Genomic DNA, 14346 nt, shown 5'->3' with positions numbered 1-14346 from the left:
CACACCAAATGATCGCCCAGACATCTTGCCGCTGAGGGCTCCCCCTCAAGCGCAAAGCCCCTGTTGCTTTGCGTTGCCACCCGCGCCGGGATCTGAGGCGCTTGCGTTTTCTTTGTGTCCGTTTTTGATTCTGAGGTTGCTCCATGCCCGCTCAAAAGTCCGCGAAGTCGCCCAAGTCTGCCTCAGGCACTGCCGCAAAGGCTGTCTCCAAAACCGCGGCCAAAGCGCCGGCCAAGGCGGCCCCCAAAAAGGCCGCTGCCGCTGCACCCGCCCCGGTCGCCAAGAAAGTGAAAACTGTGCCCGTGAAAAGTACCGCCGAGCTGATCAAAGCTGCCGATGAGTTGCTGAAGAAAAAACCTGCCCGCGCCAAGGCCGTCGCCGCAGCTGCGGACGACGAAGAAGCGCCCAAGAAAAAGCCTGGCCGCCCTGCCAAGGCCGCTGGTGCCGCCGAAGCCAAAGCGCCCGCCAAGCGCGGCCGCAAGCCCAAGGCAGCCGCCGGCGGCGATGAGAGCGTGGACGACACCGACCTGTCGGACATCGAAGCCGACCTCGAAGGCGAGATCGAAGAGACCCCTGAGGCCGCCGCCACGGTCGAGAAGGTCAAGCCTCTGCGCATGAAGATCAGCAAGGCGAAGGAACGCGCCTTGATGAAGGAATTCGGCCTGGACGAAACCGTCCTGTCCGAAGAAGACATGCAAAAGCGCCGCCAGCGCCTCAAGGCCCTGATCAAGCTGGGCAAGACCCGCGGCTACCTCACGCACGTGGAAATCAACGACCACTTGCCCGACAAGCTGGTCGATGCCGAAACCCTCGAAGCCGTCATCACCACCCTGAACGACCTGGGCGTGGCGGTGTACGAGCAGACGCCTGACGCCGAAGCGCTGATCATCACGGACAACGCTCCCGCAGGTGCTACAGAAGAAGAAGCTGAAGAAGCCGCTGAAGCCGCGCTGTCCACCGTGGACTCGGAATTCGGCCGCACCACCGACCCCGTGCGCATGTACATGCGCGAAATGGGCACCGTGGAGCTACTGACCCGCGAAGGCGAAATCGAAATCGCCAAGCGCATCGAAGGCGGCCTGATGGCCATGATGGAGGCGATCAGCGCATCGCCCGCCACCATCGCCGAGATCCTCAACATGGGCGAGGAAATCCGCGAAGGCAAGGTCGTCATCTCGACCATCGTGGACGGCTTCTCCAACCCCAACGAGGCCGACGACTATGTGGCCGAAGAAGACTTCGACGAATTCGACGAGGCCGACGATGACGACGGCAAGGGCGGCTCCAAGGCGCTGACCAAGAAGCTCGAAGAACTCAAGAAGCAGGCGCTGGAGCGCTTTGACAAGCTGCGCGAGCTGTTTGAAAAAGTGCACAAGGTGTACGACAAGGAAGGCTATGGCACGCCTGCCTACATCAAGGCCCAGCAGGCCTTGTCGGCCGAGCTGATGACCATCCGCTTTACCGCCAAGACCATCGAGAAGCTGTGCGACATGGTGCGCGGCCAGGTGGACGATGTGCGCAAGAAGGAACGCGAGCTGCGCCGCATCATCGTGGACAAGTGCGGCATGCCTCAGGAGACCTTCATCAAGGACTTCCCGCCCAACCTGCTGAACCTGCAGTGGGTCGAGAAGCAGGCCGCCGCTGGCAAGCCCTGGTCGGCCGTGATGGCGCGCAACATTCCGCCCATCCAGGACCTGCAGCAAAAGCTGATCGACCTGCAGTCGCGCGTCGTGGTGCCGCTGGCCGAGCTCAAAGGCATCAACAAGCGCATGAACGAAGGTGAAGCCACCTCGCGCGATGCCAAGAAGGAAATGATCGAGGCCAACCTGCGCCTCGTGATCTCGATTGCCAAGAAGTACACCAACCGTGGCCTGCAGTTCCTTGACTTGATCCAGGAAGGCAACATCGGCCTGATGAAGGCGGTGGACAAGTTCGAATACCGCCGGGGCTACAAGTTCTCGACCTACGCTACCTGGTGGATTCGCCAGGCCATCACTCGCTCGATCGCCGACCAGGCGCGCACCATCCGTATTCCGGTGCACATGATCGAGACGATCAACAAGATGAACCGCATCAGCCGCCAGCACTTGCAAGAGTTTGGCTTCGAGCCCGATGCGTCCATCCTGGCGGCCAAGATGGAAATCCCCGAGGACAAGATCCGCAAGATCATGAAGATCGCCAAGGAGCCGATCTCCATGGAAACGCCAATCGGGGACGACGACGACAGCCACCTGGGCGACTTCATCGAGGACGGTGCCAACACCGCGCCTATCGAAGCCGCCATGCAGGCGGGCCTGCGCGATGTGGTCAAGGACATCCTGGACGGCCTCACGCCGCGCGAAGCCAAGGTGCTGCGCATGCGCTTCGGTATTGAAATGACCAGCGACCACACCCTGGAAGAAGTGGGCAAGCAGTTCGACGTGACCCGCGAGCGCATTCGCCAAATAGAAGCCAAGGCGCTGCGCAAGCTCAAGCACCCCAGCCGGTCCGACAAGCTGCGCAGCTTCATCGACTCGCTGTAAGCGCCGTAAGCCTCGCAACCCAGCCTTTGCTGGCTCCAACGCCCTGCCCCGCACCTGCGGCGCAGGGCGTTTTTCATAGTGCACAGATCCGCTCGACCGCTGTGGATGGCGCCCCAAACCCCGCGTTTACCCTGATGCCAGCGACAGCAGACTGACAGCTTGGCTGGCGACCATTGCGCGCAGCCCAGGTGGTGGTGTGCAGATCCCTTCCCTGCGCATGCCCCACCGGCTGACGGCGTTGCCTCGGCGTGGCAACGCGCAAACGACACACTCAGGGCGCTCCTGCAGTGGCCTGAATATCTGATTCCCGACGCCTTTCCTGCCTCCTCACTTGTCAAAGGACTTTCCATGTCTGCAGCCATCGACCGCCGCCGGGCCATCGCCCAATCTGTCGCTACCGCCCTGGCCTGGAGCACGCTTGGCCCTTCCGCCTGGGCGCAGAGCGCTGCCGGGGCAGCCCGCCCTGCCCCCGCGGCCGCCAAGGCAGCCAAGCTGGCGGGCACCGTGCGCATCGTGATTCCGGCCAATGCCGGTGGCGGCTGGGACCAGACAGGCCGCGCCCTGGGCGCCGCCATGGTCGCTGCCGGCGCTGCGGACCAGGTGGAGTACGAAAACATCGGCGGCAAGGGCGGGACCATTGGCCTGGCCAAGTACGCCGAAAAGTACAGCAACGACCCCAACACGCTGCTGATGGGCGGCATGGTGATGGTGGGCGCCGTAGCGCTGCAAAAGCCTGCGGTGGACATGACACAGATTCAGCCCCTGGCGCGACTCACCAGCGACTACCTGGTGGCCGCCGTCGCAGCCAACTCGCCCATCAAGACCACCAAGGACCTCGCCGATGCGCTGCGTGCCGACCTCAAGGCGGTGCCAATTGCCGGTGGTTCGGCCGGTGGCGTGGACCACATCTACGCAGGCGTGCTGGCCCGCGCCGCCAAGGCCAACCCCGAAGGACTGGTCTACAAGCCCTTCGCCGGCGGTGCCGAGGTGGTCGAGGCCGTGCTGTCGGGCAACGCGGCGCTGGGCCTGTCGGGCTACAGCGAGTTCAACGATGCGATTGCCAGCGGCAAGCTGCGCGCGGTGGGCGTGTCGTCGCGCCGCAGCGTCTTTGGTCTGCCATCGTTCCGCGAACATGGGCTGGACGCCGTGATGGCGAACTGGCGGGGCGTGTTCACCGGCAAGGGCGTGCCCGCCGCGCGCGCGGCAGAGATGCTGGCCGCTGTCGAGGCCGCCACCCACCACGAATCCTGGCTGCGCACGCTCAAGCAGAACCGGTGGGAACCCTCTTGGCTCACCGGCAAGGATTTGGCAGAGTTCATGGAACTGGACCTCACCACCGCCCGCGTGATGGTCTATTTGCTCAAGCTGAAGGCCTGATCTCACCGCCAGGCCCTCCGGGTCCGCTGCAGAACCTTTGGAGCCTCTGATGAAAATGTCCCACTACTCCATCGGCGCACGCATGGCGACGGCCCTGGGCCTGGTGCTGGCCCTGTTGCTGGGGGCCGCGCTGTTCGGCATCGCCGCCCTGTACCGAACGCTGGGCACCTACGACACCACGGTGCAACAGCGCGTGGCGCAGGAGCGCGCCGTGAGCCGCATGGAAAGCGAGTTCAAGACCCAGGTGCTGGAGTGGAAGAACACCCTGCTGCGGGGCGAAGACTCGCGCAAGCGCGAGCTGCACTGGAACGCCTTCCAGGCCAGTGAAAAGCGGGTGGCCGATGCCGCCAAGGCGCTGGAGCCCCAGCTGACCGACGCGCAGGAAAAGGCCGCGCTGCAAAAGTTCACCCAGGCCCACGCGCAGATGGCGCAGGGCTACCGCAAGGGCTTTGAGGTGTTCCAGTCGCTCGGCTTTGTGCCGTCGGCCGGCGATGCGGATGTGGCCGACATCGACCAGGGCCCCGCCAAGCTGCTCACCGAGCTGAGCCAGCAGGTGGCCGCGAGCAGTGCGGCCATCGCCCAGGAAGCAGCGCAAGACGCCCGGCGCGCACTGTTCAGCAGTCTGGTCGCCCTTGCACTGGTCACGGCGCTGGGCGCCTGTGCGGGCTGGCTGCTGACGCGGTCGGTGGTGCGCCCGTTGGGTGTGGCGGTGTCGGTGGCGCACAAGGTGGCGGCGGGCGACCTGACCACCCGCATCGAGGTCGAGGGCAAGGATGAGCCCGCGCGCCTGCTGGAGGCCCTGCGCGCCATGCAGGACAACCTGGAAAACGTGGTCTCCGGCGTGCGCAGCAATGCCGAAGGCGTGGCCAGCGCCAGCGCTGAAATCGCCCAGGGCAACGCCGACCTGAGCCATCGCACCGAAGAACAGGCCTCGTCGCTGGACGAGACCACCTCGTCCATGCAGCAGCTGCAGTCCACCGTGCAGCAAAACGCCTCCAACGCCCAGCGCGCGAACGAACTGGCGCGCAACGGCGCCACCGTGGCACAGCGCGGGGGCGATGTGGTCACGCAGATGGTGGAGGTGGTGCAGGGCATCCAGGACAGCTCGCGCCGCATTGCCGACATCATTGGCGTCATCGACGGCATCGCGTTCCAGACCAACATCCTCGCGCTCAATGCCGCCGTCGAGGCCGCACGCGCCGGTGAACAGGGCCGGGGCTTTGCCGTGGTGGCCAGTGAGGTGCGCAACCTTGCCACCCGCAGCGCCAGCGCCGCGCGCGAGATCAAGCAGCTCATCCAGACCAGCGTGGAGCGTGTGCAGGCCGGCTCGGACCTGGCGCGCAATGCAGGCACCACCATGGCCGAGGTGGTGTCGTCCATCCAGGGCGTGAGCGCGCTGATGGAAGAGATCAGCCAGGCCAGCGCCGCGCAGACCAGCGACATGCTGCGCGTGACGCAAGCCATCGTGCGCATGGACGAGGCCACGCAGCAGAACGCCGCCCTGGTGGAAGAAAGCGCCGCCGCCGCAGGCAGCCTGAGCGGGCAGGCGCAGCAACTGGTGCAGGCCGTGGAGGTGTTCCGCCTGCGCCACGCCCACCCTGCACTGCCCGCGCCGCGCGCCTGATGCGGGGCCGCAAGGCTGTTGCCCCTCACACTGCCCTGCGAAGGCGCCGCAGCCCCGGGGGCGCAGGGCCCCGACGCCCATGCAATTGCTATCAATACAATAGCTACTCCGGCATATTGCACTAGCGCATGCGCCAAAAAACCCTCAAAACCGGCCTGACGCCCTGCAAAAACACACCGCAGGCAGTCCCTGCGCTGCGTCAGTCGATCTTCACGTTGGCGTTCTTCACCACCTGCGCCATGCGCGCTGCTTCGCTGCGGAAGAAGGCGGCGGCCGGCTCGGGCGGCGTGAGCTTGATCTCGTAGCCCTGCGCAATCAGCGCGTCGCGCGCCTCGGGCATCTCCATGGCGGCCTTGAAGCCGTTGTACAGCCGCGCCAGTTCCGCCTTGGGCAGGCCCGCAGGCGCCACCGGGGCAATCCACCCGTCCAGCTCATAGCCCGGCAGCCCTTGCTCGGCGATGGTGGGCACGCCCGGCAGTGCCGCCACGCGGGTAGCCGTGGTCACACCCAGGGCGCGCAATGCGCCCGCCTTGATGTGCGCGGCCGCCGGTGCCACGGCCACCACGCCCAGCTGCACCTGCCCGCCGAGGATGTCGTTCATCAGCGGGCCCATGCCGCGGTAGGGAATGTGCTTGATGTCCAGCTTGGCCTGGTCCACAAACATCGCCGCGCCCAGGTGCAGGATGGTGCCGTTGCCCGACGAGCCGTAGTTGAGCACGCCCGGTTTGGACTTGGCCAGTGCGATCAGCTCCTGCACCGTCTTGGCGGGTACCGCAGGGTGCGCGACCAGCACAAACGGCGTGGCGCCCAGGATGGTGATGGGTGTGATGTCGGCCAGCGAGTCGAACGGGATGTTCTTGTACACGCTGGGGTTGACCACGTGGTTGTTGGACACCACGCCGATCACCGAGCCGTCCTTGGGCGCGCGCACGATCTGCGTGGTGCCGGTGATGCCACCCGCGCCCGGCAGGTTCTCGATGACGATGGGCTGGCCCAGTGCCTTGGCCAGGCTGGTGCTGATGGCGCGGATGGCGCCGTCGGCCCCCGAGCCCGCCGACAGCGGCAGGATCACGCGCAACGGTTTGCCGTCGCCCTGGGCACGGGCCACGCGCGGCAGGCCCCAGGCCGCAGCCGCCAGCGCGGCGGCGCCGGTGGCCAGGGCCTGGCGACGCGTGGGCAGGCCGTGCGGGGCAGGCGCGATGCGGTGCATGTCAAAAGCAGGGGTGGGCTGGGGCACGGTTGTCTCCGGTAGTGGGGTTGGAATCCGGGGCCTGCGGTCTGCGCCGCGTGATGAGCCCCGGTCGTCAAGGAAAAATCAGGCAATGGCCCCGCTGGCCTGCAGTGCGGCCACTTCATCGGCGGTGTAGCCCAGGCCCTGCAGCAGCTCGGCCGTGTGCTGGCCCAGGCGCGGCGGGTCGCAGCGCACATCCAGACGCTGGCCGTCCATGCGCAGCGGCATCAGCGTGATCTGCGCGGTCTGCCCGGCGCGCTCGCCATCGGGCAGCGTGATGTCGGCGAGGCCACCGGTGGCCTGCAGGTGCGGGTCGTCAAACAGTTCTTCGGGCCGGCGGATGGGCGCAAACGGCAGTCCGTGGCGCTCAAAGATGGCCGCCAGTTCGTCAGCCGTGTGCTGTGCCAGCCGCTCGCGCAGCACCGGCATCAGCGTGGGGCGGGCGCGCACGCGGTCGTTGTTGGTGGCCAGGCCGGTGTCGGCCTTCAGGTCGGCATAGCCCATGGCGTCGCAGAAGGTCTGCCACTGCGCATCGCTCACGGCGGCCAAAAAGATCTGCCCGCCGTCTTTCACGCTGAACACGTCGTACACGGCCCAGGACGAGATGCGGTCGGGCATGGGCGCGGCCGGTTTGCCGGTGACGGCGTACTGCATCATGTGCTGGCCGACCAGGAACACGTTGTTCTCGAACAGGGCCGAGTCCACCTCCTGCCCGCGCCCGGTGATGCCACGCTGCATCAGCGCCGCCATCGCGCCAATCGCGCCAAACATGCCGCCCATGATGTCGTTCACGCTGCTGCCTGCGCGCAGCGGGTCGCCGGGGCGGCCGGTCATGTAGGCCAGGCCGCCCATCATCTGCACCACCTCGTCGAGCGCTGTGCGGTGCTCGTACGGGCCCGGCAAAAAGCCCGTGTGGTTGACGTAGATGAGGCGCGGGTTGACCGGGCTCAGCGCGGCGTAGTCCAGGCCGTATTTCGTCATCACGCCGGGCTTGAAGTTCTGCGCCACCACGTCGGCCGATGCGGCCAGCTTGCGCGCCACCGCCAGGCCCTCGGGGCTGCGCAGGTCGAGCGCAATGCTCTTCTTGTTGCGGTTGAACATGGGGAAGAAACCGGCGCCTGCGCCCAGCAGGTGGCGCGTGCGGTCGCCGTCCACGGGCTCGACCTTGATGACCTCGGCCCCCAGGTCGGCCAGCACCATGCCGCAGGTGGGGCCCATGACCATGTGGGTGAACTCCACCACGCGCAGGCCTTCCAGCGGCAAGCGGGGGGATGTAGAGGTAGCGGGTGTGTGGTCGTTCATGTTCAGGGCGTTCCGAAAAAGGGTTCAGGCCGTTGCGGCTTCGCGCAGCGCGGCGGGTGCGGCATTCTGCGGCAGCCCCGCCTGCCACAGCGTGCCGTGCAGTGTCTCGCCCGCCAACCATCCGGCCACGCGCTGGCGCAACGTGAGCAGCGCGGTCACGTCAATGCCCGTGGCAACGCCCATGCGCTCCAGCATGAACACCAGGTCTTCGGTGGTGACATTGCCGCTGGCGCCCGGCGCGTGCGGGCAGCCGCCAATGCCCGCCAGGCAGGCGTCGAAGCGGGTGATGCCTGCCTGCCAGGCGGCATACACATTGGCCAGGCCCATGCCGCGCGTGTCGTGGAAGTGCGCGCAGGCCAGGCGGTCGCCCACCAGGGCGCGGGCCTTTTCAAACAGCCGGGCGACCGAGGCCGGGTCGGCAAAACCCACGGTGTCAGCCAGGCTCACGCGGTCGGCCCCCGCATCCAGCAAGGCCACCATCAGGCGCAGCACTTCGCTCTCAGCCACCTCGCCCTGCAGGGTGCAACCAAAGGCCGTGCCCACGCCACCTTCGATCAATGTGCGGCGGCCGCTGCTGTCGCGCAGCGCACGGATGCGGGCCACCTCGGCAACCACCTCGTCGGGGGTCTTGCGCAGGTTGGCCAGGCTGTGGGCGTGGCTGGCAGACAAGGGCACCACCATCAGGTCGGCGCCGCACTCCAGCGCGCGCTCGGCGCCCTTGAAGTTGGGCACCAGCACCGAGGCCACCAGGCCGGGCAACGTTTTGGCGTGGGCCAGCACTTCGGCCGTGTCGGCCAGCTGGGGCAGCAGGCGGGCGGGCACGAAGGAGCCCACCTCGATCTCGCGCTGGCCGGCGGCGAAGGCAGCGTTGATCCATTCGATCTTGTGCGCGGTGGGCACCACCGTGGCAATGCTTTGCAGGCCGTCGCGCAGGCACACTTCGCGGACGATGGCGCGGGCCACCGGGGGCTGCGGGTCGGACGGGATCGGGGAGGTGTGCACGGGATGTCTCTTTCGGGTGGGTCTGGGCAAGATTCTAAAAATTCCCGAATGAATCAGAAAATACATCTCGGAAGCCATAACTTTCCCAAACGGAACATCACAACCATGGAGGTTTGCCATGCGCGACCTGGACTTGCAGACCCTGCGCCTCTTTGCCGCCGTGTGCGATCAGCGCAGCATCGCGCGCGTGGCCGAGCAGGAGTCCATCGTGGGCTCGGCCATCAGCAAGCGGCTGGCGCAGCTGGAAGACACCGTGGGCACCCCGCTGCTGCTGCGCAAGCGCCGGGGCGTGGTGCCCACCCCGGCGGGCGAGACGCTGCTGGAGCACGCCCGCACCATGCTGGCCAGCGTGGGGCAGATCGAGCGCGACATGGCGGCCTACGCCACCGGCACGCGCGGCCATGTGCGCATGCTGGTCACGGCCTCGGTCATGGCCGAGTCGCTGGCCGACGACGTGGCGGCCTTCTTGCAAGACCCCGCACACCGCAATATCCAGATCAGCCTGGAAGAACGCGTGAGCCCGGACGTGGTGCAAGGCGTGCGCGACGGCAGCGCGTCCATCGGCATCTGCTGGGACGCAGCCGACCTGTCGGGCCTGGAAACCAGCGCCTACCGCAGCGACCACCTGGCCGTGGTGGCGCACGAGTCGCACCCCGTGGCCCAGCTGCAGAGCGTGCGGTTTGCCGACGTGCTGGAGCATGAATTCGTCAGCATGCCCGCGCTCAGTGCAGTGCAGGTGCTGCTGGCGCGTGCCGCTGCGGTGGAGGGAAAAATGCTGGCCCACCGCGTGCTGGTGTCCAACTTTGACGCCGCCCTGCGGGTGGTGCGCGCCAACCTCGCCATCAGCGTGGTGCCACGCGAAGTGGCCCAGCCTTTTGCCCAGCTGGCACCGGTGCGCATCGTCCCGCTGAGCGACCCCTGGGCCCAGCGGCGCTTTGCCATCTGCTACCGCAGCGCCCAGTGGCTGCCCCCCGCGGCCCAGTTGCTGGTCGCGCATCTGGCGGGGCTGGGGCGCAGCTGACAGGGGCCGAAAACCGTGGCCCTGTCGCAACAGTTTGATACGCAACATTGTATTTTTCGCCACTAGCGCATGTGTGCTGTGCGTTCTGAGCTACTAAACTTGTAGCAAAATGGGTTCCGCGCTATAGTCTCAGCGCATCAGCGGGCCCGGTTGACGGCCACCCGCACTGAATCCAGATCCAACACTTGCGCGAGGAGAAGCGTCCATGAGCTCCAAAGAAAATGCTTCCATCAACCAGCTTTTCGAGAAACTTGAATGCCGCTATGCGCTGCGCGTGCTGTGGGCCCTGAAGGACGGCCACCCCCAGACGTTCCGCCTGCTGCAGGACAGCGTGGGTGGCATCACCCCCAACACGCTCAACACCCGCATCAAAGAGCTGCGCGAAGCCGGTTTTGTGGACCATGGCAGCGACGGCTACACCGTCACCCCCTCGGGCGCTGACCTGCTCAAGCGCCTGTCGGACGTGCAGGCCTTTGCCACCCGCTGGGTCGCAGGCCGCGCCAAGAAGGCCTGAGCCCTCTCCCCTCCCCCTGCTCGCCCCTGCCCCGCAGGGAAAAGCCCCGCCGGACCTCCGCGCGGGGCTTTCGTTAAAATAGGGGTCAAAATAGCTTCAAGCGCAATCAAAACATGCGTCTGAAGCTATATTTTTAATAGCAACCAAGGAATTCCCATGGCACTGACCACCACCGCATCCGGCCTGCAATACGAAGACACCACCGTGGGCGAAGGCGCCGAAGCCACCAAGGGCCAGAACGTGTGGGTGCACTACACCGGCTGGCTGTACAACAACGGCGAGCAAGGCGCCAAGTTCGACTCGAGCCGCGACCGCAACGACCCCTTTGAATTTGCACTGGGCGCCGGCATGGTCATCAAGGGCTGGGACGAAGGCGTGCAAGGCATGAAGATCGGCGGCCAGCGCACGCTGATCATCCCCGCCGCCCTGGGCTACGGCGCCCGTGGAGCAGGCGGCGTGATCCCCCCGAACGCCACGCTCAAGTTCGACGTGGAACTGCTCAAGGTGGGCCGCTGATCTCAGCCCCCTTCCGGTCTGCATCGCCAAAACCAAAGCGGCCCTCGGGCCGCTTTTTTCATGCTCGCTTATCTAGCGAACGGTCTGCAGAGTTTGAGTCCCCACGCTCCTATCCAGCCAGAGCGCGCCAAAATCCCAGAGCATCAATCAAACAGCGCCTTGTCCAGCCGCTCGAACTTGGCATCACCCACCGCCTCGCGGATCTTGGGGGCCAGGGCGGCCAGGTCTTCAAAGCTGCCAGCACCTTCTACCGCCAGATTCAAGCGAAAACCGCGCAGACCCAGGCCCGCCGTCAGCTCGGTGGCGATGGGATAGGCCGCCTTGTAGCGCTCCATGGGAGAGCGTCCCGAGCCTTCAACCGGCGACGCCACCGTGCCCAGATCGGTGGCGGGAGCCTCTGCCAACGCAGCGGCGGCGGGGCCGGCCACCGGGTTGGCTGCTGCCGCAGGCATCTGCCCACCCACCGGTGCCAGCAACCCCTGGGCGATCATGGCCTGCACGTCGTCCTGCGTGATGCCCATGGCCGCCGTGGCCGCCAAAATCTCCCCCGTGGTGCGCTTGCCGTCAAAGAGAATGAAGGCCGAGCGCTGGCGTGAACTCAGGCTGCCGTGGCGGTCCTTGAGTGCTTCCTGGCCTGCGGGGGTTTTGACGAGAACCATGAGTCTCCTAGTTATGAGCAAGGATGGGGAAGGCCGCAAGGCTATCACCCACAAACCAGAATCCCATGTTTTGGCACCTCTGCAAATCGGGGTTTACACATAACCCCCGCGCAGTGCCCACCCTCACATCTCCGAGCGGATGCGGGGCAGCGGCGGCGCAGGCCGGGTGATCCAGCTGACCACCAGGGTCACAAGCAGGCCACACGGCACCCCAAACACCCCCGCCGAGATGGGCTGGATGCCGAACCACAACCCGTCGGCCAGCAGCCAACGCGGCAGCACCTGCATGGCCGGCACATGCGACAGCATGTAGTACACCGTGATGGCCAGTCCGCCCAGCATGCCGGCCACCGCGCCTTGCCGCGTGGTGCCCCGCCAGAAGATGCCCAGCACCATCACCGGCACAAAGGCCGATGCCGCCAGCGAGAACGAGGCCGACACCATGGGCAAAATTTCGGACGGCTTGAGCGCTGCTACAAACGCAGCCGACAAGGCCACGGCCAGCAGCGTGAACTTGGTCAAGATCACGCGCTGCTCAGGCGACGCCTGGCGGCGCGTGTCCTGAAAATACAGGTCGCGCACCAGCGCGTTGCTGATGGTGAGCAGCAAGCCGTCGGCCGTGGACAGCGCCGCTGCCAGCCCCCCTGCCGCCACCAGGCCCGAGACCACATAGGGCAACCCGCCCAATTCGGGCGTAGCCAGCATGATGAGGTCGGCCCCGAGGCGGATCTCGCCAAACTGGATCAGGCCATCGCCGTTCACGTCTTCCACCGACAGCAGCGAGCTGTCCACCCGCGCCCATTGGGCCATCCAGGTGGGCAGGGCCTCGAAACTGCTGCCCACCAGGTTCTGCATGACCTCGAACTTCACCAACACCGCCAGCGCGGGCGCGCTGAGGTACAACAGCGCAATGAAAAACAGCGACCAGCCCACTGACGCGCGCGCCGCCGACACCGTGGGCGACGTGTAATACCTGGTCAGCAGGTGGGGCAGCCCCGCGGTGCCCACCATCAGGCAGAACATCAGCGCGAGGAAGTTGCGGCGCGTGAGCTCGTAGTCGCGTTGCTCCTCCGGCGTGCCATGGGGGTCGCCCGCATAGGCTTGGCTGTGGGGCGGCAGCCCGCCCAGGGGGCGCGCGCGCTCGTAGTTCTCGCGCATCTCACGGGTCCAGCGCTCGCGGGCCGAAGCCGCATCGCGCGGCAGCGCGGCCAGCTCGCGGCTGGCGGAGACGATGAGGCCCACGTCCGCGTTCTGCGCACGCAGCGCCCGGATGCGCTCACGGCCCTTTTCGCGCTCTCGCTCCAGGGCCGCCTCCACATCCTGCAATCGCGCCTCGAAGTCTTTGGCGCGCTGCAGGTAGGCCTGCACCACCTGGTGCTCGGCCGGAGAGTCGAGCAGCTGCGCCTCCAGGTCGGCAATCTTGCTGATCTGCGCGCCATACACCAGCGGCGCCAGCGGGTTGCCCAGTTGCTTGTACGCCAGCCACGACACCGGGATCATGAACGCCAGCAGCAGCACCACGTACTGCGCCACCTGCGTCCAGGTGATGGCCCGCATGCCGCCCAGGAACGAGCACAGCAGCACTCCGCCCAGGCCCAGCATGATGCCGATTTCGAACTGCACGCCGGTGAGGCGCGACGCAATCAGCCCCACGCCGTAGATCTGCGCCACCACGTAAGTGAACGAGCACAAGACGGCAGCCAGCGCAGCAATGACGCGCGGCCAGCGCCCGCCAAAACGCACATGGAAAAAATCGGGAATGGTGTACAGCCCCATGGCCCGCAGGTGCGGGGCAATCAGCATGGCAACCAGGCAGAAGCCCCCTGTCCACCCCAGCAGATAGGCGAGGCCCCCTGCCTGCCCTGGCGTGCCTGAAAAGCCCTGCAGGTACAGCGCGCCCGACAGGCTGATGAAGGACGCCGCACTCATCCAGTCGGCCGCCGTGGCCATGCCGTTGTACATGGGCGGAATGCGCCGCCCCGCCACGTAGTAGTCCTCGGGGTCGGTCGTGCGGCCGTACACGCCGATGCCGGCGTACACCATCACGGTGAGGAACAGAAAAATCGGGCCGATCCAGTGGCGCGACAGCCCCTGGTGTTCGGCCCAGGTCATCAGGGCCAGAAAACCCAGCACCCCCGCTACGTACAGCGCCAGGATGCGGTGCAACCGCCACAAATAGGCGCGGTCCGCCTCAGCGCTGCCTGGCTTGCGCTCAGCCATGGGCGCGGTCTTCTGCGGCAGGGGCGGAACGCTCCAGCGCCTCGCGCTGCTGCCGGTCCTGACGCTCAAAGTGGTTCATGGCCCAGCCGTAGGCGACCACGATGGCGATGAACACCAGCACCGCACCCTGCGCCGCAATCCAGTAGCCCAGGGGCCAGCCCCCCACCACCAGCACCTGCAGGTCGCGGGCGAAGTAGGTGGCGCCAAACGACACCAGTGCCCAGAGCAGGAGCAAACCTGCCTTGAGCCACAGGTGGCGCACGTCGTGCAAATCGGGGGGAAACGGCCCCGCCATCTCGGCGTCGGCGGGGCGGTTGGCGGGCTGCTGTAACGGCATCACGGGCGCGGCATCACGGAC

12 protein-coding genes are annotated in these 14346 nt (G+C 66.5%); 6 read left to right on the top strand and 6 right to left on the bottom strand.

What is annotated here, in order from left to right:
* Positions 1-143 precede the first annotated feature (143 nt).
* The 3 genes from rpoD to C380_RS08175 all read left to right on the top strand — a co-directional run bounded on the left by rpoD (position 144) and on the right by C380_RS08175 (position 5523).
* Complete coding sequence (gene rpoD / locus C380_RS08185; RefSeq protein ID WP_015013388.1) at positions 144-2522, top strand: RNA polymerase sigma factor RpoD; 2379 nt, start codon at positions 144-146, stop codon at positions 2520-2522.
* A gap of 348 nt (positions 2523-2870) precedes the next feature.
* Positions 2871-3899, top strand: a complete 1029-nt coding sequence (locus C380_RS08180; protein ID WP_015013387.1) for a tripartite tricarboxylate transporter substrate-binding protein — start codon at positions 2871-2873, stop codon at positions 3897-3899.
* Positions 3900-3948: 49 nt separating this feature from the next.
* On the top strand, positions 3949-5523 hold the full coding sequence (locus C380_RS08175; protein ID WP_015013386.1) for a methyl-accepting chemotaxis protein: 1575 nt from the start codon (positions 3949-3951) through the stop codon (positions 5521-5523).
* 199 nt (positions 5524-5722) lie between these two features.
* Here C380_RS08175 and C380_RS08170 read toward each other — a convergent pair whose 3' ends face one another.
* The 3 genes from C380_RS08170 to C380_RS08160 form a co-directional block, all read right to left on the bottom strand.
* A complete protein-coding gene (locus tag C380_RS08170; protein ID WP_043566249.1) occupies positions 5723-6733 on the bottom strand; it encodes a tripartite tricarboxylate transporter substrate binding protein in 1011 nt (336 codons plus the stop codon).
* A 105-nt stretch (positions 6734-6838) separates the two neighbouring features.
* Positions 6839-8056, bottom strand: a complete 1218-nt coding sequence (locus tag C380_RS08165; RefSeq protein WP_015013384.1) for a CaiB/BaiF CoA-transferase family protein — start codon at positions 8054-8056, stop codon at positions 6839-6841.
* A 24-nt stretch (positions 8057-8080) separates the two neighbouring features.
* A complete protein-coding gene (locus C380_RS08160) occupies positions 8081-9058 on the bottom strand; it encodes a hydroxymethylglutaryl-CoA lyase (RefSeq protein WP_015013383.1) in 978 nt (325 codons plus the stop codon).
* Positions 9059-9176: 118 nt separating this feature from the next.
* Here C380_RS08160 and C380_RS08155 point away from each other — a divergent pair, with 118 nt between their 5' ends.
* The 3 genes from C380_RS08155 (at position 9177) to C380_RS08145 (ending at position 11109) form a co-directional block, all read left to right on the top strand.
* Positions 9177-10079 (top strand): LysR family transcriptional regulator, encoded by a 903-nt coding sequence (locus C380_RS08155; protein ID WP_015013382.1) that lies wholly within the window; start codon positions 9177-9179, stop codon positions 10077-10079.
* Positions 10080-10284: 205 nt separating this feature from the next.
* Positions 10285-10593 (top strand): helix-turn-helix domain-containing protein, encoded by a 309-nt coding sequence (locus tag C380_RS08150; protein ID WP_015013381.1) that lies wholly within the window; start codon positions 10285-10287, stop codon positions 10591-10593.
* A 156-nt stretch (positions 10594-10749) separates the two neighbouring features.
* On the top strand, positions 10750-11109 hold the full coding sequence (locus C380_RS08145; protein WP_015013380.1) for an FKBP-type peptidyl-prolyl cis-trans isomerase: 360 nt from the start codon (positions 10750-10752) through the stop codon (positions 11107-11109).
* 143 nt (positions 11110-11252) lie between these two features.
* Here the strand turns inward: C380_RS08145 and C380_RS08140 are convergent, their stop codons facing one another.
* From C380_RS08140 to C380_RS08130, 3 genes are all read right to left on the bottom strand, one after another.
* Entirely contained in the window at positions 11253-11768 is a 516-nt protein-coding gene (locus C380_RS08140) for a hypothetical protein (protein ID WP_015013379.1), read from the bottom strand.
* 123 nt (positions 11769-11891) lie between these two features.
* Positions 11892-13988: a VC_2705 family sodium/solute symporter gene (locus C380_RS08135; protein ID WP_015013378.1), complete on the bottom strand. Its 2097-nt coding sequence runs from the start codon at positions 13986-13988 to the stop codon at positions 11892-11894.
* Entirely contained in the window at positions 13981-14325 is a 345-nt protein-coding gene (locus C380_RS08130; RefSeq protein WP_015013377.1) for a DUF4212 domain-containing protein, read from the bottom strand. Before C380_RS08130 ends, C380_RS08135 begins: the two co-directional genes overlap by 8 nt.
* Positions 14326-14346 lie beyond the last annotated feature (21 nt).

Origin of the sequence: Acidovorax sp. KKS102, from assembly GCF_000302535.1 — a bacterium.
Lineage (GTDB): Bacteria > Pseudomonadota > Gammaproteobacteria > Burkholderiales > Burkholderiaceae_C > Acidovorax.
This window is presented reverse-complemented; position numbering and strand designations above follow the sequence as displayed.

Bases quoted from the DNA above. Each gene is read 5' to 3' on its own strand.
- C380_RS08155 (WP_015013382.1), top strand. From the start codon at position 9,177: ATGCGCGACCTGGACTTGCAGACCCTGCGCCTCTTTGCCGCCGTGTGC.
- rpoD (WP_015013388.1), top strand. From the start codon at position 144: ATGCCCGCTCAAAAGTCCGCGAAGTCGCCCAAGTCTGCCTCAGGCACT.
- C380_RS08140 (WP_015013379.1), bottom strand. From the start codon at position 11,768: ATGGTTCTCGTCAAAACCCCCGCAGGCCAGGAAGCACTCAAGGACCGC.
- C380_RS08165 (WP_015013384.1), bottom strand. From the start codon at position 8,056: ATGAACGACCACACACCCGCTACCTCTACATCCCCCCGCTTGCCGCTG.
- C380_RS08180 (WP_015013387.1), top strand. From the start codon at position 2,871: ATGTCTGCAGCCATCGACCGCCGCCGGGCCATCGCCCAATCTGTCGCT.
- C380_RS08150 (WP_015013381.1), top strand. From the start codon at position 10,285: ATGAGCTCCAAAGAAAATGCTTCCATCAACCAGCTTTTCGAGAAACTT.
- C380_RS08135 (WP_015013378.1), bottom strand. From the start codon at position 13,988: ATGGCTGAGCGCAAGCCAGGCAGCGCTGAGGCGGACCGCGCCTATTTG.
- C380_RS08170 (WP_043566249.1), bottom strand. From the start codon at position 6,733: ATGCACCGCATCGCGCCTGCCCCGCACGGCCTGCCCACGCGTCGCCAG.
- C380_RS08130 (WP_015013377.1), bottom strand. From the start codon at position 14,325: ATGCCGTTACAGCAGCCCGCCAACCGCCCCGCCGACGCCGAGATGGCG.
- C380_RS08145 (WP_015013380.1), top strand. From the start codon at position 10,750: ATGGCACTGACCACCACCGCATCCGGCCTGCAATACGAAGACACCACC.
- C380_RS08175 (WP_015013386.1), top strand. From the start codon at position 3,949: ATGAAAATGTCCCACTACTCCATCGGCGCACGCATGGCGACGGCCCTG.